This window comes from Bythopirellula goksoeyrii (genome assembly GCF_008065115.1).
Taxonomy (GTDB): Bacteria; Planctomycetota; Planctomycetia; order Pirellulales; family Lacipirellulaceae; genus Bythopirellula; species Bythopirellula goksoeyrii.
This window is the reverse complement of the sequence record NZ_CP042913.1, coordinates 1,525,560-1,550,867: the sequence shown is the minus strand read 5'-3', so window position 1 is coordinate 1,550,867 and position 25,308 is coordinate 1,525,560. Positions and strand designations below refer to the sequence as shown.

Genomic DNA, 25,308 nt, shown 5'->3' with positions numbered 1-25,308 from the left:
AAGCGACGCGACTATTCCCATGCGGCCTAGCGGCCGCTGCTGGTTGCTGGTCGTCGGAACAACCGACAGGTTTGCAACCCCCCGCATTACCCCAGGCTTCTTACCTGGTCGTTCTTCTTCCACTTCTCAAATGAATTCCACCAACAACACTATTCTTGCGGCGTCCGCTTGTCGTCCGACGACGTTTGGCTTGGGACCGCATACTTCCAGTTCTTGCCTCGCGACGGAGGCGAGCAGATCGCACAACCGAGCTTGTTGTGTACTCGGTAGTGATCTCCTCAAATTTTCCGATATTCTTCTTATTCATCGATGTGCCTGCTCTTGTACATTGATGGGGGAGTCAATCTTTGTGTGTAATCGATCAGTCCGCTTTGTCTGTCATAAAGGTTGGTTCACGAATTAGTGGTACGCTTTGAGTTCGACGTAGGTCATTGCGCTCTTGGCTAATGCCTGACGAGCGTCGCTGAATAGGTATTCCAAGCCAGCCAGACCACCATCTCCAGGTAAATAAGCCCAGACACCCAATGAACGGGCCCAAAGTTCTTCCTGACACTGCCCTTCGTTACCGCAGACAATCACTTGAGAATTCCCAATTTCTGAGGCGTGGCTAGCGGCTTGCTGAACCTTCGGATAGGCACCCGAATCCAAAGCGGGTAAGTCAATGAGTGTCAGGGGTAAACGAAGGCGGAATAAGTTGCGCAGGAATTCTTGGATTTCAAGATTGACCGTAGGATGCCATGACTCGTTCTCGGCGGCAGCGCGTAATAAATCACTTCTTTCGTCACACCAGGTCAACATCAGACAGTGCAGCATGCTTGGCAAAACCAGTCTGCCAGCAGGCAGAGCTGATTCCCTCACGGGCAAAGTAGCTCTCTGCTGAGTTGATTGCGTTGAGACAGATTCCACAGTCTATGTCCCTCGAATGTCGTAAAATTTGATCGCTGGTGCCAAAATCATTTTGAAAAAACCCGCAAAGTAACCCACCAAGTGCAACAACACGCCGCACCCACAATTTCTTTCGAACACAAACTACGCAATCAAACTACCGATGCTTCGGCGCATTTCACGCCCAACTGATTGCGCAGCACCTAAAATCCTATTCCTCAGTGTCCGCCCTGAGACGAACACCGAAACCCAGACCTTCGACCCGTCAAAACCCTGAGAGGCGCAAGTCCGATGATTCGTAGAAACACCGAGCGCGCTGCACGGACTTGCGAAACCGAACGCCTTACCAGTTGATTTTTCGTTTACGTCGACGGTGAATTCCGTTGACCGATTGAGGAGACTTCCCGCGGCGATTGCCCCGATTAGGCTGCTCGTTTCTGCGCGCCTTGATCGGCTCACTCCTGCGAAAGCTGTCACCGCTGTAATCTGCTTCCAACGCTTCATAAGATTGGAAATTGCTCATTTGCACTTCTCCTAAAAAAAAGAGGAAACGCACCATGCGTACCTTTACACCGCAATTGCGGAGGCATGGCTCCCAACATCACAAAGATGAGGGGAAACACTAGTCGGACTTATGCCATTGGCGCCAAGCCAATAGCGTCGGCAGCCATCTAGGACGGCAGCCTCGCTCAGCGCAAGCGTTGAGCGACAATGTTTCCTTTGCGATTTGTGTGCCAAGAACTGAGGCACCCATTCTGAGTGGCGCAAGCTGCTGTCAGCTAAGCACTTATGGGACTATTGGGTGATTCACACCTCTGTCCGTCTATTCACCAAAGAGGTGATGAAAACTGCTAGCAAAGATAAAAATCCCCTATTTTTGCAGTGTCAATCAGCGATTTCCCTGAAAAGGTGAGATGTCACCAATAGAGTGAGAGCAGGGGTATCACGCCCGGATGTGCCGTGCTCCGCCCGACACAGAGGGTCTACGACGTGGCGGCGAGTTGTGGGGCAAGGACAAGACCATGCCAGTACTCGCTCGCGTAGCGATGCCAAGAGAGCTCAGAAGAGACGAGCCTTGAAGCATGTTCAGCCAGCGAACTGCTGGAGGAGCCTGTCCTCGAGATGGCCGTTCTCGGGGAAACCGAAGACAAGACTTCACTCGATTATGGTCACCATTTTTTACAAACAACCCCAAGAAGACGCACGATCGATTCAATCGGATCAACCGCTACGTGGGTTTACCGGCCAGGTTAAATCGGTCGATAGGGACAATTGGGGCAAACAGACAGGAGTTGACTAGCAAGAGAACCTTTCGCCTGGTAGCCGACAAGAATCGTTGGCCTCCAAGACTGCGACTAAATAATCCGCGTTACTCAGGTCAGATTGAGTTGAATAGTACCGCTGAGCATAAGCCGGGCCAAGTTGCATAGAAGTACCCATGAATCGAAAACGAAAATGGCTGGTTGACCGCCCGTGCGAAAAGAACTCACAAAGCAATTTGCTCTACCCAAGGCGAATAGTGGCTCCTGAGCGTTTGGAAAGCCGCATCGCTCCAGGAGTGATGTTGCCACTTTTTGGTCCCGTGTTCGACGACAGCGATTCAAGCTCAAGAGGCGACGCAGAGAGCACTTCCACTGTCCGGGTAGCATGCCACTACTATCTCGATGAAGTAGAGACTTCAACGATTCCAGCCCAGATCGTGCACAGTTTCGATATCGAGGAAACTGAAGCGATCGAGGAAACACCAGTAACTGCCCTTTCATTCACCACCGTGCGGCCACGCATTCCCTACGAGGTAGCCGCATTGGACTCGGCGTTTGAATCACTCGGGTATGAGTTGGAGAGCATCTTGGATGAACTCCCTACACGCCTGATTCAGCCGGTGATTATGGATCCGACGAGTCCTCACAATCAGGAGGAAGACCCAGAAACGCCTGTCACTGATACAACTACTGTGGCTTCCTCAACAAATCTTGACTTGGAATTAATTGCTGCCCCAATTCCCGTCGGGAATGTTCGAGCGGACGTTTCGACTCCGGTGATGTCGTCAAATGAAGTTAATGTCCCAGGAGAATTGCCCGCAGAACTTGGCCCTCGCATCATTCAGCCGGTGATCATGGACCCGGAAAGTGAACATAATGTCCCGAATTAGGCAGACAACGTGCTGCCGTAATCAGTGAGAAGCACGGAGGTTTTCACAGTCCGTACAATTCTCCGTATTTTACCGAGAGCTGCTGGATAAGTGCCTGATGCGAGAGTGGCTTGCCGGTGATTCGCTCCGCAAGTTCAGCAGCAGAGTAGCGCTTGCCATGACGGTGGATTTTCTCGCGGAGCCATTCGCGCAAATTGCTAAATTCGCCGCGGCGGAATTGGGCGTCGAGATCGCCGAGGTCTTCTTGTGCTTGACCGAAGAACTGGGCAGAGTAAAGGTTGCCTAGAGCGTAGGTGGGGAAATAGCCGAACAAGCCCGCGCTCCAATGCACGTCTTGAAGAACTCCATCATCTGCGGTGGGGGAAGCGACCCCAAGATAGTGCATGTATTTCTCGTCCCAAGCACCGGGCAAATCTGCCACGCTGAGCTGATCTTCCAATAAGGCCTTCTCCAATTCGAAGCGAATGAGAATATGCAGATTGTAGGTGACTTCGTCGGCCTCGACGCGAATCAGTGACGGACGCACGTCGTTGATCGCACCGTAGAAAGCCTCTCTGGTGACATCGCCCAACGCCTGTGGAAATGCCTGTTGGGCGGACGGAAAAAAATGCTCCCAAAAGGCACGGCTGCGTCCTACCTGGTTTTCCCACAATCGAGATTGCGATTCATGAATGCCCAGCGACACATACTCACCGGTGGGCAGACCATAGTGCTCGGCTGGCAATCCCTGGTCATAAATTCCGTGCCCCGCCTCGTGGAGAATGCTGAAAAAGCAATCGGAAAACCAGTGTTCATCATAGCGAGTGGTCAGTCGCACATCGTTCGGGCCAAGCATGCAGCAGAAGGGATGATCCGTCGAGTCGAGGCGACCAGCAGTGAAATCAAAACAAATTGCAGCCGCAGCTTGTTTGCCGAATGACTCTTGCGCGTCAGCCGGATAGGTGCGTTCTAGAATACTCACGTCGGGGCGCTGCCCGCTCTCGGCGATGGCTTGCACCAACGGCACCAAGGCATCCCGCAAATTGGACAGCACGTGGGCGATGTTTTCCGTCGACTCACCTGGCTCATAGTCATCCAGCAGGGGATCGTAAGGCGTGGTTTCAAAACCGAGGGCTGCGGCTTCTTGCTTCTTCAGGTCAACCATCTTTTCGAGAATCGGTTGAAAAGCCGCAAAGTTATTCGCCTTGCGGGCTGCGGCCCAAATTTGCTGCCCTTCGACAGCTGCGCGGGTGAGTTCTTCGACGAGTTTCTGTGGCTTTCTCGTCTGTTTATCGTATTCGCGCCGGAGATGTCGAATTACGGTGCCAGTGTCGCCGGACTGATCGGCAGCAAGTGGACTCTCAGCCAATTCTGTCAGCCATTCACCAAGCCGAGGGTCCGTTTGCTTGCGATGCTCAAGCCCAGCTACATAGGCGGCCTGATCGGCCCGGTAATTCCCTCCAGCGGCCGGCATCTTGGTGCGCTCGTCCCATTCGAGCAATTCCTGAATGCTCTCCAATATAGCCGCTTCGCGGACGTGTGATGTAACCAAGTCGTAGGTTTCTTCGTACGAATTCAAAGTAATAACTTTCTAATTACAGCCGTGAGGGTGACTACAATTCCGAATTCGGAAACAATATCATAGAAGTTCGGCAAACTGAACTTGTCGCACAACGGTCGGAACTAGACAACTCCAGAATCACCTTATCGGCAGAGAACATCTATGCTTGACCTCCTCGTAGTCGCACCGCATCCCGATGACGCCGAACTTGGCATGGGGGGCGCTATCGTCAAGTTTATCGCCGAAGGTAGGAAGGTCGGAGTACTTGACCTTACCAACGGCGAGCCAACGCCGCATGGGTCGGTACAGATTCGTGCGAGGGAAACAGCGGCAGCATCAAAGATTCTGGGGCTCACCTGGCGCGAGAATCTGGGACTGCCTAATCGCTCTCTTGAAGACACACTGGAAAATCGAGCCAAGTTGGCCGAAGTCTTTCGCCGCACAAGGCCTCGGTGGCTGTTCGCTCCGTACTGGGTCGACGCCCATCCCGATCATTTGGCCGCCACACAGTTAGTCGAAGCGGCCCGGTTTTGGTCAAAGCTCACCAAGAGCGAACTTGCGGGCGATCCTTTCCATCCTGAACGAATCTTCAATTACTACTGCGTGCATCTAAAAATGGTACCTCAACCAGCGTTTGTCCTGGACATCACCGCCGAATGGGACCAAAAGATCGCCGCCATCCGTGCCTATGAGAGCCAATTCATTACGGGCCGCCCCACCGAGCCACCCGCGTTCCTAGACCAACTTCGCGATGAAGCGGCATTTTGGGGTAAGTCGATTGGACGTCCGTACGGGGAGCCGTTTACTTGTCGTGAGCCAATCGGCTTGAAGTCACTAATGGGGCTGGTGTAGGGGTAGACGTTTTGCTGAAATCACAAATCGACTAAGATTCGAGTAGTATTTCTCGGTTTGGAATCTACTGACCTCTCGCCCGCCAGTATTTGCATGACACTTTCTTCCCCTGCTGAAACTGCCTCCGCTCCCTGTCCGCACCAGCAGGCGAGCGAATTTCTCTTGGGCCGCATCAACTACGAGCGTACTGCCGTCTTGCCCTATGGCAAACGCCACATGAAGCTCGATCGCATGCGTACATTGCTCACACGTTTGGGGAACCCGGATGCGGGCATGCCGATCGTACATGTTGCGGGCACCAAGGGAAAAGGTTCCACATCGGCGATGATTGCTGGAGTGCTTCAAGCAGCCGGTTACCGGACGGGGCTGTTTAGTTCTCCGCACCTGGAGTCGATTGAAGAACGCTTTCAAGTAGACTCTGTCCCCTGTCCAGGCGATCAACTTGTTGCGTTAGTCGATAGGCTCCGACCGGTCGTCGAGGAAATGGACCGCGAAGCGGTCGCCGATGGGTCACTGGGCCCGACCTACTTCGAGTTAGTCACGGCCATCGCCCTAATGCATTTTTCCCAGCAGAAGGTTGACATTACCGTCCTGGAAGTCGGATTGGGGGGGCGACTCGACTCGACTAATGTTTGTCAGTCGACCGTCACAGTGATTACCAGTATCAGTCTCGATCACACGAAGCAGCTCGGCTCAACCGTCGAAGAGATCGCCCGTGAGAAGGCTGGAATTATAAAGCCCGGAGTGCCGCTCTTGTGCGGGCCGCTCGAAACGGGGCCACGAAATGTTATTTCTGAGATCGCCCAGCAGCATGGCTCTCGGATGATCGAGGCTGGTCGAGAATTTCACTATACTTACCGTCCTCCCTTGAAGTTGGAGAAACAGGACCGGCTAGGCAGTCTCGATTTTGAAGGAGACATGGGGAGCGAAGATGTGCAGATCACCGATATTCCCTTACGGATGTTGGGCGAGCATCAAGCGGCCAACGCTGCACTTGCAATTGCAACGGCCAGTCAACTCCGCAAACAGGGCTGGCGGATAACAAGCGATGCCATCTGCGATACATTTTCCAAGCTTACACTCCCGGGTCGGATCGAACTCATTTGTCGTCGTCCTGCCGTGGTGCTCGATGTGGCGCACAATGTGGCGGCCGTTGAAGCATTGGTCGAAGTTCTTGCCACGAGCTTTTCTTGTTCTCATCGGGTCCTGCTTCTGGCGGCAACCCGCGACAAAGACGTGCGTGGAATCGTCCGGGTATTGGTTCCTCATTTCGAGCGTGTAATCGTCACCCAGTATCACGACAATCCGCGCGCCGTAGCCACCGAGAAACTAGGAAAGATCGTCCGAGCAGAAATTGAATCTCAAAAGGTGAGCGAAAGGGAAGTCGTCGAAAACCCTGACTCGAAAGCAGCGTGGCAAATCGCTCGAAAAGGAGTTCGTCGAGACGATCTGATTTGCGTCACGGGTTCGTTCTTTGTCGTGGCCGAGCTACGCAGCGTGATCTACGCAGACGCTTGAACCAATCTCCTTTGCGAGGCCCCATGCGTCGAGCAGCGAACACGGCAAGACAACAACCAAGGTAGGTGAGCATGTCGATTCCTTTCACTCGAGACAGAGGTAAAGATAGAACGGATATTTAGGATTGATCTGGCCAATTCCAGCGCGGCTGATCGTACCAATCGAAATCGGTATCGAGTTCCGGAGTAGGAGGTTCCATCTCAGCTATTGCAGAGTCTTCCGTCTGCCAGTTGGCCGTGCGCCTTTCAATCTTGGCACTTCGACGTTCGCCGCGCACTTCATCCTGCAAGTTGGCCACCAGACGGGCGATGGTGGGATCCGACCACGGCAGGCGGTCGCTGGGACGATGTTGAATTCGATTTTCTGAAACCATGCAGCTTTCGTCGGCATTTGGTACCCGTACTACTGTGCAAAAAACGCGACGAATCTTCCTTGGAGCAACCATTGCAATTCCTTTTCCCCTTGTGGGCAAGATTTGCCCATATTGATGATTGAAACGAGAGTAGCTGAAAAGAAGCGATGTGCTGTACAAGCCGTAAATCCCTTCGGCCTTGTGGCGGAACACGTTCGCCCGGTGAGGTCGGTTTTGACGCCTTCCATCACCTTTCTTGGGACTCTCTAGTGCAGACTCCATGCCAAAACTCGTTTGAAGTCGCGAGAGCAGGGACTGAACAACGATAAACTCTATTGGAGTAAGCACTTAGAGCGTTCTGCTAGCAAAGAGGGAACCGCCGTGTAATCCCTGCAAAGAGGAAGATATTTCAATCTAGCTGTAACCGGGAAGAATCTGTACGGCCTAGGAAATATCTACTTCCCCATTTGCGACTGGAGATATTCGATAGCCAAATCGAGAGCTTCATCCCGAAAATCATTCGGTATTCCACCGTTCTGAGAATCAAGCTCCTCGGCGAGAGGGCCATCCGTCTGCTCTCCGAGCAGGTCTCGGCGATAGCGATATTTGCGCCAGAGCAGATATTCATCGTCATCCATTTCTATCTCAAAACCTGTGGTCGGCTTCACCCCCCAGGAATCGGATTCCTTGGCTTCCGCCATACGATGGATATTCTTCCCGCTCGGTCGCCAGTAAGTCGCAGAAGTGAGTTTCAGCAAACTGCGTCCCGATTCGATCTGCATAATGCGTTGAACGGTCCCTTTGCCATAAGAACGCTGGCCAATGATCACGGCCCGGTGGTAGTCCTGCAGACAAGCGGCGAGAATCTCGCTGGCGCTGGCGCTATTGTGATTGATCAACACAGCAATAGGGATATCGAGATAACCACCCCGACCAGTAGAAACAAATCGATCGCGTATTTCTTCTTCGCGATCACGGGTAGTGACGATCGGCTGGCCGGCGCGGAGAAACAAATCGCTGATGCCGACTGCCGCCTCAAGCGTGCCACCGTAGTTGTCGCGGACATCAAGAATCAAGCCTTGAATCCCGGCGGAATTCAATTCAGCCAACACATCCGTAAACTCGTCGAGAGTCTTGTCACCAAACTTGGTAATCCGCACATAACCGATGCGATCGTCAGCGCCCAGGAGAAACTGCCACTTATTACCTTCGCCACGAAGGTCGCCGTAAATCGATTCCACATTGATTACTGCCCGCACGATTTTGACATCGGTCTCATCCTTTTCCTCAGGATGGATGACGGTGAGAGTAACCGGCGTACCGACCTCACCCCGCACCAATCGCAAGGCATCTCGCATCTCCATCTCAGCCGTTGGTTGGCCATCGATCGCTACGATGCGGTCGCCGGCGCGGATGTCGGCACTAAACGCGGGAGTGCCTGGTTCCGGGGGACCGACGACCGTCAACTGCGGAGGATCGCCTAGCTCGAGAATTCGAACGCCAATGCCGCCGAATTCCTGAATCAAGTCTTCCTGGAATGTATCACGCTCTTGCGGGTCAACGAACATCGAGTGTTCGTCGCCCCGTTTGTGCAGAACTTCGATCATGCCATCCATGGCTCCATCGAAGAGTTCTTGATCGGGGGGGGAAACTAACGACCAACGGTCGATCACGGAGTAGCTTGCCGCGATATAGCGGGCATAAGGATTCTGTTCAGCGCGAACGTAGCACACGTACGATAGCAACACGATGAAAACGAACAAAAGTAAATTGCGGAGGGACACGAGAGGATATTTCCGCTAAGAGGATGGAGGTATGAATGGTCATGGATGCCCTAATGATATCACTCGCTCCCTGAATGAAGAAGGGTTCAAAACACGTGGAAGCTCTTCTGGGGCGAGTGTCGCACCCATTCAGGGAGACTTGTGAAGGTGCTGTATCTGGCAACGCAGCCACTCGGCAAGCACCGAAGAGTTCGTCGAATGGGGACTTAAGTGTCGGATTGCTGCAAAGGAGTACTGCGAGCCGGGAGGCTTGTCCCCCCGGGAAGTACCTCTACGCTTGAAACCGAGGGGAAGAAAACCTTGGAGACAAGCCCCTCGGCTCGCGTGAGGATCCCGCAAGTATTCTTATCGTTTCGAATAAATCACCCTATAATGCAGTTCTTTATCTTCCACCTCATTACCCGCTTGTGAAGGAAATATCTTATGGCTCGCGCCGCATTTTTGGGGCTACTTCTCGTCACTTTGTTCTCTCTCCAAGTGGACGATGGAGTCGCTGCTCAGCAGCCGAACATCGTCTTCATCCTTGCTGACGACCTCGGATACGGTGATCTCGGTTGCTTCGGTCAGAAGCAGATCGCAACGCCCCACCTCGATAAGATGGCTGCCGATGGGATGAAGCTCACACAGCATTACGCTGGTTCGACTGTCTGCGCCCCTTCGCGATGTGTGTTGATGACTGGCAAACATTCGGGCCATGTTCCGATTCGGGATAACCGCAACGTAAGCCCTACAAGCAACAAACCGCTGCCTGACGACGAGGTTACCATCGCCGAATTGCTTCAAGAGCAGGGATATGCGACGGCATTGATCGGCAAGTGGGGACTCGGAGATCAGCACAACGCTGGGTTTCCAAACCAACAGGGCTTTGACTACACGTTCGGGTACTTAGATCAGTCGCACGCCCACAATTATTTCCCTGAGTTCCTGTTTCGAAATGGTGAGCGAGTCACTCTGCGAAACTTTGTGCCCGCGGCCCGGCCCAGCGGTGCTGGCGTGGCAAGTGAGAAGGTTGACTATTCGCACGACCGCATCGCAGAGGAAGCGCACGCGTGGCTTAGGTTGAACCACAGAAAACCATTTTTTCTCTACTTGGCGGTGACATTGCCTCACGCCAACAATGAAGCCGGCTCGCGCGGGCAGGAAACGCCCGACTTTGGTCAATATGCGGACCGCGACTGGCCCGATTCCCAGAAGGGGACCGCGTCGATGATCACTCGGCTCGATGAGACGGTCGGACAGGTACGAGAGTTGCTTGAGCTCCTTGGCGTTGAAGAGAACACGATCGTCGTCTTCAGCAGTGACAACGGCCCGCATGCTGAGGGAGGTAACGACCCGGCTTACTTCCATTCGTCTGGTCCGCTGCGGGGAATCAAACGCGATCTCTATGAGGGTGGCATTCGTGTGCCAACTATTGTCGCGTGGCCGGGGCAAATCTCGCCTGGTCATGTAGAAGACACTGTCAGTGCCTTTCAGGACTGGTTGCCAACGTTTGCTGAATTGGCAGGTTCTGAGACGCCGAGTGATATCGATGGCATCTCTCTCGTACCGATGCTCACGGGACAGGGTGAACAAGCGCAACACGATTTCCTCTATTGGGAGTTCTTCAAAGAAGGAGGAAAGCGTGCGATCCGATCTGGCGACTGGAAGGGTGTACAACTTGGCATGAAGCAATCGCGGAAACCGATCGAACTCTACGACCTTCGCAGTGATCTATCCGAAGAGCATGACCTCGCAGATGAGCATCCGGAAGTCGTAGCTCGTCTAGAGCGGCTGATGGACTCGGCCCATTCCGATTCAGGAGACTATTCGTTCCGAGATTGAAAGAAAACACCGAGTAATATGAGCTAAGCCTCCATTCTACGCCAGTCATTCCGTTGAGTCTTTCAGTCACTGATTTCAAATTGACCGCATCCCTGTTGGCAACCCACAACAAGCGTATTTTTGACTAAAGGAGTTACGTCCCTCTCAGTCGATTGGGTCCGGAAAGTGGTTTGGCGGATTTTCGGTTCATTGTCGAGGCGGAGCGAAGCGGGTAAACTAGTGGTCCAAACCCCAGGAGAACTAAAAATGTCTACCCAACCTATACTGCGCATGAAACATACCGCCGGCGGCGGCACGACCAATCGCGATTGGTGGCCCAATGAGCTTAAACTTGAGTTACTGAGTCAACATTCTGCGAAGTCTGATCCAATGGGCGAGGATTTCAACTACGCTGAAGAATTCAATTCTTTGGATCTGGCGGCCGTGAAGAAAGATCTCACGGCACTGATGACCGATTCTCAGGACTGGTGGCCAGCAGACTTTGGGCACTATGGTCCGTTGTTCATTCGCATGGCTTGGCATAGCGCGGGAACCTATCGCACCGGAGATGGCCGCGGTGGCGGAGGCCGGGGTCAGCAGCGTTTCGCGCCGCTCAATAGTTGGCCCGACAACGTCAGCCTGGACAAGGCCCGCCGGTTGCTTTGGCCGATCAAGCAGAAGTATGGCCGCAAGATTTCTTGGGCCGACCTGCTGATTTTGACAGGAAACGTGGCTTTGGAGTCGATGGGATTCAAGACGTTTGGCTTTGCCGGCGGCCGGGAGGACGTGTGGGAACCAGACCTGGATGTGTATTGGGGGGCCGAGACTACCTGGCTGGGTGGCGACGTTCGGTACCATCATGGTTCAGAGGGGGTCGGCAAGGAAAACGGAGTTCTCGTGTCAGAGGACGACGCGGACGGAGACGAGCACAGCCGCAACCTGGAGAACCCGCTGGCTGCGGTGCAAATGGGACTGATCTACGTGAACCCTGAAGGACCGGATGGCAATCCAGACCCGGTCGCGGCAGCGGTTGATATTCGTGAAACCTTCGGCCGCATGGCTATGAACGATGAGGAAACCGTCGCGCTGATCGTGGGCGGCCATTCCTTTGGCAAGACTCACGGCGCCGGCGATGCGGCGAACGTGGGAGCCGAGCCGGAAGCGGCCGGTTTCGAGGAACAAGGCTTGGGCTGGAAGAGTAGTTTCGGCACGGGGAAGGGGGGAGACACGATCACCAGCGGCTTGGAAGTGACTTGGACCACGACTCCCACGAAGTGGAGCAATGGCTTTCTGGAAAACCTGTTCGGCTACGAATGGGAGCTGACCAAGAGCCCAGCCGGTGCACATCAATGGGTTGCGAAAGATGCCGGGGAAACCGTCCCGGATGCGTTCGATTCTTCGAAAAAGCATCGACCGAGCATGTTGACTACGGACCTGGCGCTACGAATGGACCCTGCGTACGAAAAAATATCGCGGCGGTTTCTTGAAAATCCAGACCAACTCGCCGATGCATTTGCCCGAGCGTGGTTCAAGTTGTTACACCGCGACATGGGTCCGCGAGCGAGGTATCTTGGCCCGGAGGTTCCCGAGGAAGAACTCATCTGGCAGGATCCGATCCCCGAAGTGGACCACCCTCTTGTCGATGAGAAGGACATTGCCACTTTGAAAGACAAGATTCTAGCTTCCGGCCTGAGTGTCTCCGAGTTGGTTTCGACTGCTTGGGCATCTGCATCGACGTTTCGCGGCAGCGACAAGCGGGGCGGCGCAAACGGGGCGCGGATTCGCCTCGCGCCGCAGAAAGATTGGCAGGTCAATCAGCCTGCTCAGCTGGCCAAAGTGCTCAAGAGCTTGGAAGGAATTCAAAGTGAGTTCAACGGTGGCGCCTCCGGTGGTAAGAAAGTATCGCTGGCTGATTTGATCGTGCTAGGGGGTTGCGCCGCTATCGAGAAAGCGGCAATGAATGCCGGACATGAAGTGACGGTTCCCTTTACGCCGGGCAGAATGGACGCCTCCGCGGAGCAGACGGATATTGAGAACTTTGAAGTTCTCGAACCGATCGCCGATGGATTTCGCAATTATCTGAAGGGCAAGTACAGTGTCTCGGCAGAAGCACTATTGGTCGATAAAGCACAATTGTTGACACTTACTGCTCCTGAAATGACGGTGCTTATCGGCGGCATGCGAATGCTTGGCACCAATGCCGACCAATCGGGTCACGGCGTATTTACCAAGCGAGCAGAGACTCTCTCGAATGATTTCTTTGTGAATCTGCTCGACATGGGCACACAGTGGAAGCCCACTTCGAAAGAGGCAGAGTCGTTTGAAGGAACCTGCTGCAAGTCTGGTGAGCAGAAGTGGACCGGCACACGAGTTGACTTGGTGTTTGGTTCCAACGCTCAACTACGCGCCTTGGCAGAAGTCTACGGGAGTAGCGATGCCGAGAAAAAATTCGTCGACGATTTCGTTGCTGCCTGGGACAAGGTGATGAACCTTGATCGGTTTGAACTCGCCTGCAAGTAAGTGCGAAGCAGCAGAGCATAAAGAAAGGGGTGCGGCCGGCAATTCACAGCTGGAGGTCTCCCCGAAATCGATGATGAATCAAACGCCGTTTATCACCGACCGCACTTTCTGCAATGTAATAGCTCGCTACATGCGAGGCAACAAAATTGTGGAAAGTTTTTGGATTCGATTCATTGCTGTGATTGCATGAGAAAGCATGTCACTAGAAAACGCCCAGGGATTGCAATCCCTGGGCGTTTTGCGAAATTTCATTGATTGGGACTAGTTGATGGCGTATTTGCCGTCTTCTAGGCCTAGTTTTTTCATCTTTTTGTAGAGCGTCGTACGGTTGACCCCCAGGGAATCAGCCGTTGCATTACGATTCCAGTTGTTCGATTCTAGCACATCGAGGATGATCTGACGCTCAGGTTCTTCGAGGGCTTCCTTGAGAGTGCGCGAGCCGGCACGGGATATGCTGAGCGTCGGACCGCCGGCGATTTCGCGGGGGAGATCACCCACCGTGATCACTTCGCCTTTGCCCAACAGCACTGCCCGTTCGACGACGTTTTGCAACTCGCGAATATTGCCCGGCCAGGGATACGCCTCCAAGGCAAGCAGGGCTTCGTCGCTGAAAGCGCGGACTTCGCGGTTAGTATCCTCGCGGAGCTCGGCCAGGAATGTCTGGGCGAGTAGGGGAACGTCGCTATGACGTTGGCGTAGTGCGGGAAGTTCCACATTGATGACATTGATGCGGTAGTACAAATCTTGGCGGAAGCGTCCCTCGGCAACGGCCTCCGAGAGATCTTCATTGGTAGCCAGAATGACGCGGACATCGACCTTGAATGTTTTCGCTCCACCGACTTGTTCGAATTCCAATTCCTGCAACACACGCAGCAACTTCACCTGCATGGCTGGACTGGATGTGCCGATCTCGTCGAGGAAAATTGTGCCGCCGTTGGCTTGCATAAACTTGCCGACCTTATCGCCGGTGGCTCCGGTAAACGAACCGGCAACGTGGCCGAAGAGTTCGCTCTCCAAGAGATTCTCTGGGAGGGCACCGCAGGCGACTTCGATGAAGGGCTTGCCAGCGCGGCTGCTTTGGCGGTGGATCGTGCGAGCGATCATCGACTTGCCGGTGCCGCTCTCGCCGGTGATCAACACAGTCGCTTTGGTGTCGGCCACACTCGAAACCATATCGAACACGCGGAGCATCCGCGGATCCTGTCCGACGATGCTGTCCATAGCGTGATGCTTGTCGAGTTGCTTGCGAAGCTGATTGTTTTCTTCAACAACACGGCGTTGATCGAAAGCACGCTGCAGGGTCATCATCAGTTCGTCGTCGATCAATGGCTTGGTCAGATAGTCGAAGGCCCCTGCGCGGAGAGCTTCTACGGCGGAGTCGGCGTTCCCGTAGCCGGTCATCAATACGACATGGGTATGCGGATAGCTGCGACGGACTTGCTCCAACAGGTCGAAGCCGTCGCCATCCTGGAGTCGCACATCGACCAGAAGTAGATCGTACTGCTTACGCTGAAGCAATTGCAGGGCGTTGGCATAGCCTGTGGCAGTGTCTAGTTGAAGCCCCTGGTCGCGAAGCCAGTCGGCCATCGACTCAAGAACCTGACGATCGTCATCTACCAACAACAAAGAACCATGGGTCATGGCAGGAAATCTCCCCTCGTGTGTTTACCTTGGTGTTTCAACCAATGCGGAGTGCCACTTGCCGAGTTGGGCGAGCGGCCTTCCTGTGAAACGGTGGCCTGCTGTTGGGGAGAAACAAACGGGCAGTTACCGGCGGGGAGATTTCACCATAGGCTGTCGTTAAATATGTACGTTGCAGCTGTGGGGGAGTCAACAAAAGTGAGCGCGGGGGATTCTGGAAACGGTGTGGAGTTGTACGGGTTGAAAGGGTAGTGGCGATACGCCCATGGATTGCAATCCATGGGCGTTGGTAATAATGATCGCCTAGCGGCACGCAGTTGGCACAACGTGTGCCGGGTTGTTGCCTGCTCACCCATAAAGCTGCGGCCGCTGGCGATTCAGTGGGTTAAGCGTAGGGCCTGAAACAACGTTACAAAGGGATATTCTCGATTTTGTCTTTTTTTGGGGCCCGAGGATATCAATTTTGCGGGTGGTTAGGTTAAAATACAATTTATCTCTTCGTCGTAACTCTTACATTTTGCCCCGACGATTGGCGTGAACTGGGTTATTACCATTCAGGTAATCGGTTCGCTTTAGTTTCATTTTTTTGGAGGGAAACGCTCATGAAGTGTCTTAAGATCAGTCTTGCAGTGGCGGCAGTTGCCGTCTTTTGTTCGCCAGCAATGGCGGTCCACCTCGACAATCCAAATCTACTTGCGGATCCTAGCTTTGAAGGGACTCTCACTTTCGACGGTCCCCCATTTGTGGGAACCTGGGAAGGCTTCAATGCTGGTGGATCTTCTACGGCTGATTTCACTACGAATATGCCGCGCACCGGCGCCCAGTCGCTTGAGACGAACATTGGCGCTGATGCCAACCTGTTTGCCGGCGCATTCCAGGATGCAAGATTCGGCTTTGGATCCGCGGGCGCGATGGCCTGGTTTAGTGGATGGCACAAGCTTGTCGGCGCGGCAGGCGGATCTGAAATCCGCATTGAATGGCGTGACTCGGTTGCGGACGTTGAAATTAGTCGAACTCCCAATCTGACCACGTCCCCAGTGGGTGCCGGTTATGAGGAATTTATCGTAAGTTCGTCTGTACCTGCTGGCGCTAATACAGCCCGTGTGGTCTACGCCATCCAGAGTTTTGGCGGCGCGCTGAATCAACAAGTCTTCGTGGACGATGTCAACTTCAATGTTGAAGGCGTTCCCGAACCCGCATCAGTAGCACTCTTGGGCTTGGCCAGCTTGGCTCTGGTCGGAATGCGTCGTAGGTAATCATTGCTTCCCTCAGTGCCGTTTGCCCTTTCCAATGGAGCGGGCAAGCGGCTTTTTTTGTGAGTGTCGCGTGTTCTCGAAAAGCTTTGAACACTTGGTCATCTTGGCGTGGCTGGTTTCGTATTTCCCATTAGATGCTGGTGCCGTTGTATTTACAGATGTTACCGCCACCGCAGGGATCAACCACCTTCAAGCGACTCCCGCATCAATCCAAGGTCTACCCGGAACCTTCTTCATGACTGGTGGGGTGGCTGCCGGTGATTTTGACGGCGATGGTCGAACCGATCTGCTGTTTACGAGGCTCAATGCCACCGACATCTTTTATCGCAATCTTGGGGACGGCACGTTTGAACCGCGGACCGGTACAGCTGGCTTCAGCACAGCGACTTTGACCAACGGTGTCGTGTCAGGAGACATCGACAACGACGGTGATCTCGATCTCTACATGACCACTACCAACGATACCCGCAACTATCTTTATCTAAACGATGGTGCGGGATTTTTTACGGATGCGGGGATTGGGTCTGTCGCAGCATTGGCCAACGGAACCGTGCGTCAGGGCCAAGGTGCCAGCTTTGGTGATTTTGACAACGACGGATATCTTGATCTTGTAACCGGCGACTGGAACAACCCGGTCGCTAACAGCCAGTCTCGACTTTTGCGCAACCTGGGCGCGTCGCAACCGGGTCAATTCGAGGATGTCACCTCTGCTGCGGGAATCGATGTTTATCGTAATGCAAAGACCTATCGATTTGCTCCACGATTTGTTGACCTCGATCGCGATGGTCACCTGGATTTGACCTTTGCTGCAGATTTTGAGACGAGCCAACTCTTCTGGAATAACGGTGACGGGACTTACACCGATGGTACCCTGCCAGCCGGAGTGGGTACGGATCACAACGGAATGGGGACAACATTTGCTGACTACGACGGCGACGGAGATCTTGATTGGTTTATTACCAACATTACCAATGCACCTGAGTTTCCCGGTCCCTTTGGTGGTTTCAATCGACTCTATCGTAACGAGGGCGATCGCACCTTCACCGATGTAACTCTAGAAGCAGGCGTCCGGGACTCGCGTTGGTCTTGGGGTACAAGCTTCTTCGACTACGACAACGACGGCGATTCGGATCTCATCGCCACCAATGGTTACAACGGCGGCGGTTGGATCGACGACCGCACATTTCTCTGGAGAAATGAAAACGGGGTTTTCACGGACGTCTCTGATTCACTAGGAATAACCGATACGCAACAAGGTCGCGGGCTTGCTCATCTTGACTATGACAACGATGGCGATCTGGATGTCGTGGTCGTGAACAATCTTGACACTCCGATTCTATACCGGAATGACGGTGGCAATGAGAACCACTACCTGAGAATCAAGCCCGAAGGAACTCTTTCCAACCGAGATGGAATCGGAACGTGGATTACGGTTACGCCGGATCTATACGATCCTACTACGCAACTCGTTTGGGAGATCGACGGCGGCAGTAGTTTTCTCAGCCAAAATGAAAGTACGGCCCATTTTGGGCTTGGTCCGAATTCCGAAACAGTGGACATGGTCGCGATTCGGTGGAGCAGTGGAATCTTTCAGTACTTATTTGATGTCGCTGTAGACCAAACGCTTCATGTAGTGGAAGCAGCTTCTGAAGTTTCAGCTGATTTTGACGGCGACGGCGACGTCGACCAACATGACTTAAGCAGATGGCAATCTGCATATAGCATTATCAATAGCGCCGATGCCGATGGGAACGGCATCACCGATGGCGGGGACTTTCTCGTCTGGCAGAGGCAATTTAACCCACCAGCAGCTACCTTGGAATCGAACGTTGCAGTGCCAGAACCTACATCTGGCACGTATTTCTTGCTCATATTGATTTTCAATGCGAGAATTTGCAACCGGCTTCTCAAATCTACCCAGCACGAGGGTGAGCTTTTTCGTAAGCCTGGCGCAGATTGCTGGTGCTTACGTGGGTGTAGATTTGCGTGGTGACGAGACTTGCGTGGCCGAGGAGTTCTTGCACGCTGCGAATGTCGGCGCCCCGGTCCAACAGATGCGTGGCAAAACTATGGCGAAGCGTATGCGGGCTTGTGCGACGGTCGAGGCCAGTCTGGCGAAGATATTTTTCTAGCATTCGGCCGACACTTCGTGTAGTAAGACGCGTGCCGAAACGGTTGACGAAAACGGGAGCCTGGCGACCGGTCGCTTCTTTTGGCGAAAGTTTTCTCGCGGATTGCCAAACCTGAATCGCCTTGGTTGCGTAGGAGCCGAGCGGGGCGAGGCGTTCCTTGCGGCCTTTGCCGCGTACCTTGACGATCCCTTGGGGGAAATCAAGGTCGCCATCGTTAAGATCGACTAGCTCGCTTACCCGCAGTCCTGCCGAATAGAGGGTTTCGAGGATCGCCCGATCTCGAAGCGAGGATAACGACTTGCCCTGGGGGGCAGCGAGCAGCTTACCGATCTGGTCGGTTGTGAGAAAATGCGGCAGCTTGTGGGCCTTACGAGGATTGCGGAGTGCTTTGGCAGGGTTCGTCTTGGCCCACCCTTCACGCTGGCCGAAACGATAGAGGCTACGGAGCGAAGCGAGTTTGCGCGCGATCGAGGTCTTGGCGTAACCTGCTTCGTGGAGCGCGGAAAGAAACCCGCGCAGCTCGACAGCCGTGATCTCGCCGAGGTCGGGAAAACTGCCATCCTCTTCGCTGAAGTAATCAGCGAATGCGGCGAGGTCTTCGCGATAGCCCTTGATCGTATGCGAAGAAGCGCCTCGTTCGATGGTGAGGTGCTGCAGGAATCGGGCTATGGCGCGCTGCATGGTGGAGTCGCGAACGTTGCGCTCCCCTTCGGGTTGCGGCTAAACTATTCCTCAAAATCGGAGGGCTGTACCAAAGAAATGCGGTTCTTAGGTTTGGCGGTTTCGACCGAGCCTGAATTCGCAGCGCTCATCTGACGCACTTTTTGGCTCAGCACAGCCGCATCGTACCAACTGAAACTCAGTTCGGGATTCGACGCATAGCGTCCGAGCATGCGCAGAGTCTCAGCGCGTTGCGAGTCGTCATACAAAAAGATGTAACGCTCGGTGCCTTTAACTAGTGCTAATACATTAATGTCGTCATCGTTCATCGTTGCATCTCTCCGTGCGGCAGCGCGGGGGGGAGCTCTGCCTCCATAGTGCCGGTCCATGGCAGCAGGGACTAACGCGGGTACTTGCCGAGGCAGGGTCAGTTGCCTCAAACATCCTTGCGGGCGAACCCATGGAAACATCATTCCGGCGAGAATAGTTTCCTTTGAGCCTCTATCGGCGTTCTGGCCAGCGTAACACCACCCGCGTTTTGCGACTTCCGCCGCGCGCTGACAGCATTTCGGAGATGTTCATATGACAGCAAAAACGGACGAAGTCGTCGCTGCGCTGCATGTAAGCTTGCCAACCACCGAAGCGCGCGTCTTCCCTAAAGTAAACATAGCCTTTTAATGCCTCGGTCACTTCGGGATCGGTGCCGCTATACAAGCTTGTTTGCGATAATACGGGCCCATTGTGTGGCATGCAGGCAGGACGTCTTGCTCCTGCTGATGGCAGTGCTGTAAAGCAATCGCCTTGAGGGCACGTGAGGGGAGTTGTATCGATTGTGTCAATCGAATCTTCTACAATCATTGATGAGTTACTACCAGTTGTAGCGGACTCGATATCTGCTGGCGTGAATTGCATGCCTTGTGGTAATTCTTCGACTGCTTGCACCAGACGCAATTCACTTCGATCGGTAGCACGCGTTTCTTTTACCGGAGGCGCAAACATATCTTCCTGTTGTTGGGGAGGCTTTGGCAGAGGTTGGATGCTTTGGTCGCAATCAGGGGCAAGGTCGGCCATCTGAGCGCGGGCCTGGGCGAACTTGGCTTCGTACGCTAGTGAATCGGGAATGTATTCTTCTTCAGGCGTGTTCCATGGCAGTCCATAGCCCGCTGGAATCTCATGATAGCCAGGATTTGCCGTGTACCAGTCGACCCTTAGCCCACAGCGTGGTGGATAGTAGGGCGAATAGTCGGTCACGGAGCCAATCACGACGGCATCGACTCCGAGTATTTTTGCAAGGCGACGTGCTTCTCCGGGGCCCGAAAGATCGACTCGATGGTTGATGATGGCTTCCTCAACGACACCAACGGGCACAACTTCAAAACCAGGGGTCTTTTGGAGTTCGGCGAAGTAGGAAATCGCGAACTCACGGCCATCGACCGTGGGTTCATCGCTTTGATTGAAGAAAGGTGCGACGGCGATCTTGCTGAGTTGCGGAAAAGGGTTGTGAATCACCGGCCGATCGCTGATTTCAGGCAGCAATAGGCTACAACCACTCGAAAGTGGTAGGATGCTCACGAGCAAGATGATAAGCGCTGCACGCATGGTGGCAGACGATTCCCGGTTGAAAGGTGGCCCCCCCTTTCAAAAAGGACGCGACCGACAGCGCGAAAGCGTGGCCGGGGCGTTGTCCGTATCTTCGGCAAAAACGGCAGAGTCGCTCAAAGAAATCACTGAAAACAGCGTGAAATGCAGGCGTTGCTAGCGGGAGAAACCATCATTTGATGAGATACAATCGCTAGCGTAGAATGGTGTTCATGACGCTAAATGAGTTAGAAAACGCCATCACAGGACTTTCGCCGGACGAACTCGCTCGATTTCGTGCTTGGTTCGCTCAATACGATGGCGAAATGTGGGATCAGCAAATTGAAGCCGATGCTCTTGCTGGTCGTTTGGATGATTTGGCAGAAGCTGCTCTGCGAGCTCACCGTGAAGGTAAGACGCGGGAGTTATGAAACACTTTGCAGATTCTGAGTTCTGGCAGACATATCATCGGTTTCCAAAACATGTGCAAAGATTAGGAGACAAGAATTTTAGGCTCCTCAAGTCCGATCCAAATCATCCGTCTCTCTCATTCAAGAAAATTGGCCAATTACGATCGGCACGCGTCGGCATCCACTATCGAGCATTGGCAGTGGAGTCTGAGAAGGACTTGGTGTGGTTCTGGATCGGCCCACATGGTGAATACGACAAAATCATCAGGGGATAGAACCTTTTCTCTCTCTAGTTGACTGGGCATCATGTTTCATTGGAATAACGGGGTTTTTCTCACGAAGGCGGGGCTTGCGCTCGATGTGACAAGGCGGCAGAAGGTGGGATTTATCTCACATGCCCATGCGGATCACATGGCCCGGCATGAATTGGCGATCTGCACTCCGGACACAGCGAGGCTGTATCAGCATCGCCTGGGAGCCCAGCGGCGGACGATGGAAATCCGCTATCGGGAGGCGATGCAGTTTGGTCCGCTCGAACTGACGCCCTATCCCGCGGGGCATTGCCTGGGATCAGCGATGTTACTGGCCGACGATGGTAAAAAACGGCTTCTATTTACCGGTGACTTCAAACTGGGGCCTTCTGCGACGAGTGCGGAGGCCGAATTGCCCGAAGCCGACATTCTGGTAATGGAATGCACCTTTGGCAAGCCAAGGTATCAATTGCCGCCAAGGGAAGAGGTTGTTTCGGAGCTAATTTCTCTAGTTCGCGAGACATTGGCGGCGGGGCAAACACCGGTCATCCACGCCTACGCCTTAGGGAAAGCACAAGAGGTGACACGACTCTTGACGCTGGCCGGAATCAAAGTGCAACAACATCCGATGACTTACGCGGTGAGCCTGGTATATCAGCAGTGTGGCGTCGATCTGGGGGACGTGACCGAATACAAGGGAAAGCTGCGTGACGACCACGCCGTCGTGACTTTGCCGCGAGGGATGAAGAACTTTCGCATCGCGGGCATCAAGCACCCGGTGAGTATCGCCGTCACGGGTTGGGCGGCCGACCCCGGAGCCAAGTATCGCTATAGGGTGGATCATGCCTTACCGCTGTCGGATCACGCAGATTTCGGTCAGCTATTAGAAACGGCTAGGCGAGTGGGGGCTGGAGAGATCTACTGCACGCATGGTTCGGCCGAGTTTGTGGGACATCTACGCGCAGCGGGGTTCCATGCGCTGCCGGTGACGGGGAGTTATCAGATGCGGATGTTCTGAAGGGGGATCATCAAAGTACGAACGGCTGATAAGGTTTGCGGGTTGGAGCGGGTGCTAGCGTGGGGAGTGGTTGGAATGTGAGGGCTGTAGGGGTGACTCCCCCAGGCAATGGCCCGGTGGTAGCGGTTTTTCTGGTTTACCAGCGAGGTGCTAGCCGAATCTCACTCAGCAGGCCATGCGCAAGGATTGCGAGAATATGGCCGCTCCACGAAAGTTCATCCAAGGAAGGTTGAACCGATGCAGTTCGGTAAACGCTCACAGCCCCAATGCCATACTTGGCAGGGTTCGTTGTACTTCATGTCTCTATGGATGAGCTGCGCGCTGCTGGCAGGATGTGGTCAGCAGCAACAAGAGAACATAGTCAGGCTCCTGCGTGACTGCACGGCTAAAGCGCGGAAGCAAGCTGTAACTCAGCCGGTAGCTGAGAACTGTATACCTCCGGTTAGCACTGACTCAACTGAATGGGGTTTCGCGTCTGACACTCATCTCACACGCCTTCCGATTGTATGCAGTGGTCAGACACCGTTTGTTGGGTCGCCAGACCATATCGAAAAGGCGGTCGCTCCTAAACAGTTCTTAGGGGCGTTGTTGACTCCAATCGCAAGCCCGGAACTTAGCAATCTAGAAGAAAGCGTCTCTGATATTCCCCCCTTGGTTGAAGCGAAGAGCCCCATCAAGTTCGATGTGAAGCGTGTTGAAAACACATCTGCTGCTCAGACCATGGCAATTGTTGCTCCGGTGCGGGAGGAACTTTCGCCGGAGGAGCGACATTTATTGGATGTGATCGCACGAGACACCTTGGCGGTTTCCACAGGAGCACAAACAGACTTTCGCATGGACCAACTGGCCCGCGAAAAGATTGGGGCCGCATTTGCCCTTGCACAGCGTGGAGCGTCGTATGCAGCCCGGCAGGAACTGATCGAAGTGTTGCGGCTGGTTTCTCAATCTAAAGACAAGCGTGAAGGGACGCGAATCCGCAGCGAGAGTTTGGCGGCGGGGTTACGAGCTTTAGAAGAAGCCGAAGACTTTGTACCACGCGGGACGCAACTTGAAGCAGAAATGGTGCTAGAGGTGATCTGTGCCTCGCATCGAACACCCTTAGCGAAGGAAGCCGACTTCGCAAGGATACTCCCTTCGCAAATGTTGGATCGCTACAACCGCTATGCTCAGATCAAGCTGGCACTGGCCGTGGCAGGTGAGCCAGCGGGTTCGATGACACTATACACCCTGGGAAAACTCAACAGCCAGTTAGGCCAAATGGAACCCGAACAACATCGCATGGCCAAGCGTCGGGCCGTTGCATTTCAGCAGGCAGCCCTGTTGGCCCACAACCAGAACTACATGGCGGCGCACGAGTTAGGTGTACTCTTGGCCGAGACGGGGCATTTGGACGAAGCCCGCCAACTACTCCATCAAGTAGCCCTACGGGAACCCAATGCAGTCGTATTTAGAAATCTGGCTCGAGTGCATGATGAGTTGGGACACGTGGCGGTTGCCAGTCATTGCCGCATGCATGCCGAACAGCTTGCCCTAAATGGGCGCGGACCGGCGGCCCAGGTCGCGTGGGTCTCGCCCCAACAATTCGCCCAGTCCGCTCCGATCAATGTACCACCCCACGTAGCTGCCCACCCCGCCCCGCAAGTCGCTGCCCGCCCTGCTACGCAAGCCGTCCGCTATTAAATATCACGCCGGGACTACAAACCAGAACATCGCTTCTATGAAAACAAATTCGCCCATCACGCGCGTGTTGCTGCTGACGACTGTTGCAATTGCAGTAGGCATGGATTCTACGTGCCTGGCACAGTTACAGCCGTGCAATGCCCAGTGCATTGACCCGGCGGCACCGTTTCCCATTTGGGGTGTCGATAGTACCGCGGGGTGTGGAGCGACGGGTTGTGCCAATTCTGGAGTCCCCTGTGGCGAAGTCGATTGGAAAGCACGTGGCTATATCAATTGGCAGGCCTATGCTCAAGGTGAATATGTAGGCCATGCTCGGACGCCACATGTTCCCGAGTACCGCATTCGCGTCGACGATCAAATCGCCTTCATCTTTCGTTTGACCCGTATTGAAACTTCGCACCCCTATGAACTAGAGGTTGGAGATCGGATTCGCATCGAATCCTTGACTGCTGACAGTGGTGGCAACGCGACGGAGTCGGGAAAGTCGGGAGATCAGATCGCTCGCGAACTCGTTATCCAGCCCGATGGAACGATCAGCCTTCCCCTGTTGGGACAGGTACGAGCAGCCCGGATGACCGTGGACGGCTTGCGGGAGCACCTCGACGAGCGCTATAAGAAATATTACAAGGTGCCAGCGATCACAGTGACTCCAATCGAGGTCAATACACGGCTTCGAGACTTGATCGAATCGGTTGACGCACGCTACGGTGTCGGAGGTTTGCGACTCTTACTGACGGTAACACCTGCGGGAAAACTCTACCTGCCAGGCTTGGGTGTGATCTATGCTCAAGGCCTAACACTCGAAGAACTTAAGAATGAAGTCGATGCCCGCTACGATGCAGCGATCCCCGGCGTGGATGTTACCCCTGTGTTGCAGCAAAGGGCTCCCCGATACTGTTACGTACTGGGTGAGGTCGCGCGTCCTGGGCAGTTCGAACTCAAAAGCCCCACGACGCTGATGGGTGCGATCGCGATGGCCGGGGGCTGGAATCCAGGCGCGAACTTGCGGCAAGTGGTCGTCTTCCGCCGTGGCGACGATTGGCGTCTGATGGCAACGATGCTCGACATCAAGGGTGCCCTCTACGCCCGCCGCCCAGGTCCCGCCGACGAGATCTGGCTCAACGACAGTGATATCATCGTATTGCCAAAGACCTGCATCCAAGCGACCGACGAACTTATCGGCCAGTATTTTACACGTGGACTCTACGGGCTATTTCCTCAGTTTGCGTTTGGGCAATTCAACTTCGATAATTTCCGCACTCTGGGAAATTGAGTAGAG

The 25,308-nt window shown here is 54.1% G+C and carries 21 protein-coding genes; 12 read left to right on the top strand and 9 right to left on the bottom strand.

The genetic code is table 11. The features are described from left to right. Nucleotides 1–399 precede the first annotated feature (399 nt). Entirely contained in the window at nt 400–813 is a 414-nt protein-coding gene (locus Pr1d_RS06180) for a hypothetical protein (RefSeq protein WP_148072717.1), read from the bottom strand. A 415-nt stretch (nt 814–1,228) separates the two neighbouring features. Continuing rightward, nucleotides 1,229–1,408: a hypothetical protein gene (locus tag Pr1d_RS06175; protein ID WP_148072716.1), complete on the bottom strand. Its 180-nt coding sequence runs from the start codon at nt 1,406–1,408 to the stop codon at nt 1,229–1,231. Nucleotides 1,409–2,323: 915 nt separating this feature from the next. On the opposite strand from Pr1d_RS06175, the gene Pr1d_RS06170 reads away from it, so the two are divergent. Beyond that, nucleotides 2,324–3,037 (top strand): hypothetical protein, encoded by a 714-nt coding sequence (locus Pr1d_RS06170; protein ID WP_148072715.1) that lies wholly within the window; start codon nt 2,324–2,326, stop codon nt 3,035–3,037. A 43-nt stretch (nt 3,038–3,080) separates the two neighbouring features. Here the strand turns inward: Pr1d_RS06170 and Pr1d_RS06165 are convergent, their stop codons facing one another. Further along, nucleotides 3,081–4,595 carry a carboxypeptidase M32 gene (locus Pr1d_RS06165; RefSeq protein WP_148072714.1) on the bottom strand — a complete coding sequence of 505 codons (1,515 nt, stop codon included), beginning with the start codon at nt 4,593–4,595 and terminating at the stop codon, nt 3,081–3,083. Nucleotides 4,596–4,739: 144 nt separating this feature from the next. On the opposite strand from Pr1d_RS06165, the gene bshB1 reads away from it, so the two are divergent. Together bshB1 and Pr1d_RS06155 are read left to right on the top strand one after the other, a co-directional pair. Beyond that, nucleotides 4,740–5,429, top strand: a complete 690-nt coding sequence (gene bshB1, locus Pr1d_RS06160) for a bacillithiol biosynthesis deacetylase BshB1 (protein WP_148072713.1) — start codon at nt 4,740–4,742, stop codon at nt 5,427–5,429. A gap of 93 nt (nt 5,430–5,522) precedes the next feature. Further along, a complete protein-coding gene (locus tag Pr1d_RS06155; protein ID WP_148072712.1) occupies nt 5,523–6,947 on the top strand; it encodes a bifunctional folylpolyglutamate synthase/dihydrofolate synthase in 1,425 nt (474 codons plus the stop codon). Nucleotides 6,948–7,065: 118 nt separating this feature from the next. On the opposite strand, the gene Pr1d_RS25685 is transcribed toward Pr1d_RS06155, so the two are convergent. Both Pr1d_RS25685 and Pr1d_RS06145 read right to left on the bottom strand, forming a co-directional pair. Next, nucleotides 7,066–7,320 carry a hypothetical protein gene (locus tag Pr1d_RS25685; RefSeq protein WP_168205082.1) on the bottom strand — a complete coding sequence of 85 codons (255 nt, stop codon included), beginning with the start codon at nt 7,318–7,320 and terminating at the stop codon, nt 7,066–7,068. 434 nt (nt 7,321–7,754) lie between these two features. Beyond that, nucleotides 7,755–9,083, bottom strand: coding sequence for a S41 family peptidase (locus Pr1d_RS06145; RefSeq protein WP_148072710.1), 1,329 nt, complete (start codon nt 9,081–9,083; stop codon nt 7,755–7,757). A gap of 423 nt (nt 9,084–9,506) precedes the next feature. Here Pr1d_RS06145 and Pr1d_RS06140 point away from each other — a divergent pair, with 423 nt between their 5' ends. Then, nucleotides 9,507–10,904 (top strand): arylsulfatase, encoded by a 1,398-nt coding sequence (locus Pr1d_RS06140; protein ID WP_148072709.1) that lies wholly within the window; start codon nt 9,507–9,509, stop codon nt 10,902–10,904. 246 nt (nt 10,905–11,150) lie between these two features. After that, nucleotides 11,151–13,403 (top strand): catalase/peroxidase HPI, encoded by a 2,253-nt coding sequence (katG, locus tag Pr1d_RS06135; RefSeq protein ID WP_148072708.1) that lies wholly within the window; start codon nt 11,151–11,153, stop codon nt 13,401–13,403. Nucleotides 13,404–13,664: 261 nt separating this feature from the next. Here the strand turns inward: katG and Pr1d_RS06130 are convergent, their stop codons facing one another. Next, a complete protein-coding gene (locus Pr1d_RS06130) occupies nt 13,665–15,044 on the bottom strand; it encodes a sigma-54-dependent transcriptional regulator (protein WP_148072707.1) in 1,380 nt (459 codons plus the stop codon). A gap of 602 nt (nt 15,045–15,646) precedes the next feature. Here Pr1d_RS06130 and Pr1d_RS06125 point away from each other — a divergent pair. Together Pr1d_RS06125 and Pr1d_RS06120 are read left to right on the top strand one after the other, a co-directional pair. Then, nucleotides 15,647–16,300: a PEP-CTERM sorting domain-containing protein gene (locus Pr1d_RS06125; RefSeq protein WP_148072706.1), complete on the top strand. Its 654-nt coding sequence runs from the start codon at nt 15,647–15,649 to the stop codon at nt 16,298–16,300. A 70-nt stretch (nt 16,301–16,370) separates the two neighbouring features. After that, nucleotides 16,371–18,293 carry a CRTAC1 family protein gene (locus Pr1d_RS06120; RefSeq protein ID WP_168205081.1) on the top strand — a complete coding sequence of 641 codons (1,923 nt, stop codon included), beginning with the start codon at nt 16,371–16,373 and terminating at the stop codon, nt 18,291–18,293. On the opposite strand, the gene xerC is transcribed toward Pr1d_RS06120, so the two are convergent. The 3 genes from xerC to Pr1d_RS06105 form a co-directional block, all read right to left on the bottom strand. Continuing rightward, a complete protein-coding gene (gene xerC / locus Pr1d_RS06115; RefSeq protein WP_148072704.1) occupies nt 18,214–19,113 on the bottom strand; it encodes a tyrosine recombinase XerC in 900 nt (299 codons plus the stop codon). The genes Pr1d_RS06120 and xerC overlap by 80 nt on opposite strands. A 44-nt stretch (nt 19,114–19,157) precedes the next feature. Further along, a complete protein-coding gene (locus tag Pr1d_RS06110) occupies nt 19,158–19,421 on the bottom strand; it encodes a hypothetical protein (RefSeq protein WP_210417901.1) in 264 nt (87 codons plus the stop codon). Between the two features lie 172 nt (nt 19,422–19,593). Beyond that, the gene (locus tag Pr1d_RS06105) at nt 19,594–20,691 is read right to left on the bottom strand and encodes a hypothetical protein (protein ID WP_148072703.1); all 1,098 of its coding nucleotides are present in this window, start codon (nt 20,689–20,691) and stop codon (nt 19,594–19,596) included. Nucleotides 20,692–20,903: 212 nt separating this feature from the next. Here Pr1d_RS06105 and Pr1d_RS06100 point away from each other — a divergent pair, with 212 nt between their 5' ends. The 5 genes from Pr1d_RS06100 to Pr1d_RS06080 all read left to right on the top strand — a co-directional run bounded on the left by Pr1d_RS06100 (nt 20,904) and on the right by Pr1d_RS06080 (nt 25,302). After that, complete coding sequence (locus tag Pr1d_RS06100) at nt 20,904–21,101, top strand: hypothetical protein (protein WP_148072702.1); 198 nt, start codon at nt 20,904–20,906, stop codon at nt 21,099–21,101. Beyond that, on the top strand, nt 21,098–21,355 hold the full coding sequence (locus Pr1d_RS06095; RefSeq protein ID WP_148072701.1) for a hypothetical protein: 258 nt from the start codon (nt 21,098–21,100) through the stop codon (nt 21,353–21,355). The genes Pr1d_RS06100 and Pr1d_RS06095 overlap by 4 nt, the downstream gene beginning before the upstream one ends. Nucleotides 21,356–21,386: 31 nt before the next feature. Next, nucleotides 21,387–22,349, top strand: coding sequence for an MBL fold metallo-hydrolase (locus tag Pr1d_RS06090; RefSeq protein ID WP_148072700.1), 963 nt, complete (start codon nt 21,387–21,389; stop codon nt 22,347–22,349). A 237-nt stretch (nt 22,350–22,586) separates the two neighbouring features. Further along, the gene (locus Pr1d_RS06085) at nt 22,587–24,029 is read left to right on the top strand and encodes a tetratricopeptide repeat protein (RefSeq protein ID WP_148072699.1); all 1,443 of its coding nucleotides are present in this window, start codon (nt 22,587–22,589) and stop codon (nt 24,027–24,029) included. A gap of 37 nt (nt 24,030–24,066) precedes the next feature. Beyond that, nucleotides 24,067–25,302 carry a polysaccharide biosynthesis/export family protein gene (locus tag Pr1d_RS06080; protein WP_148072698.1) on the top strand — a complete coding sequence of 412 codons (1,236 nt, stop codon included), beginning with the start codon at nt 24,067–24,069 and terminating at the stop codon, nt 25,300–25,302. Nucleotides 25,303–25,308 lie beyond the last annotated feature (6 nt).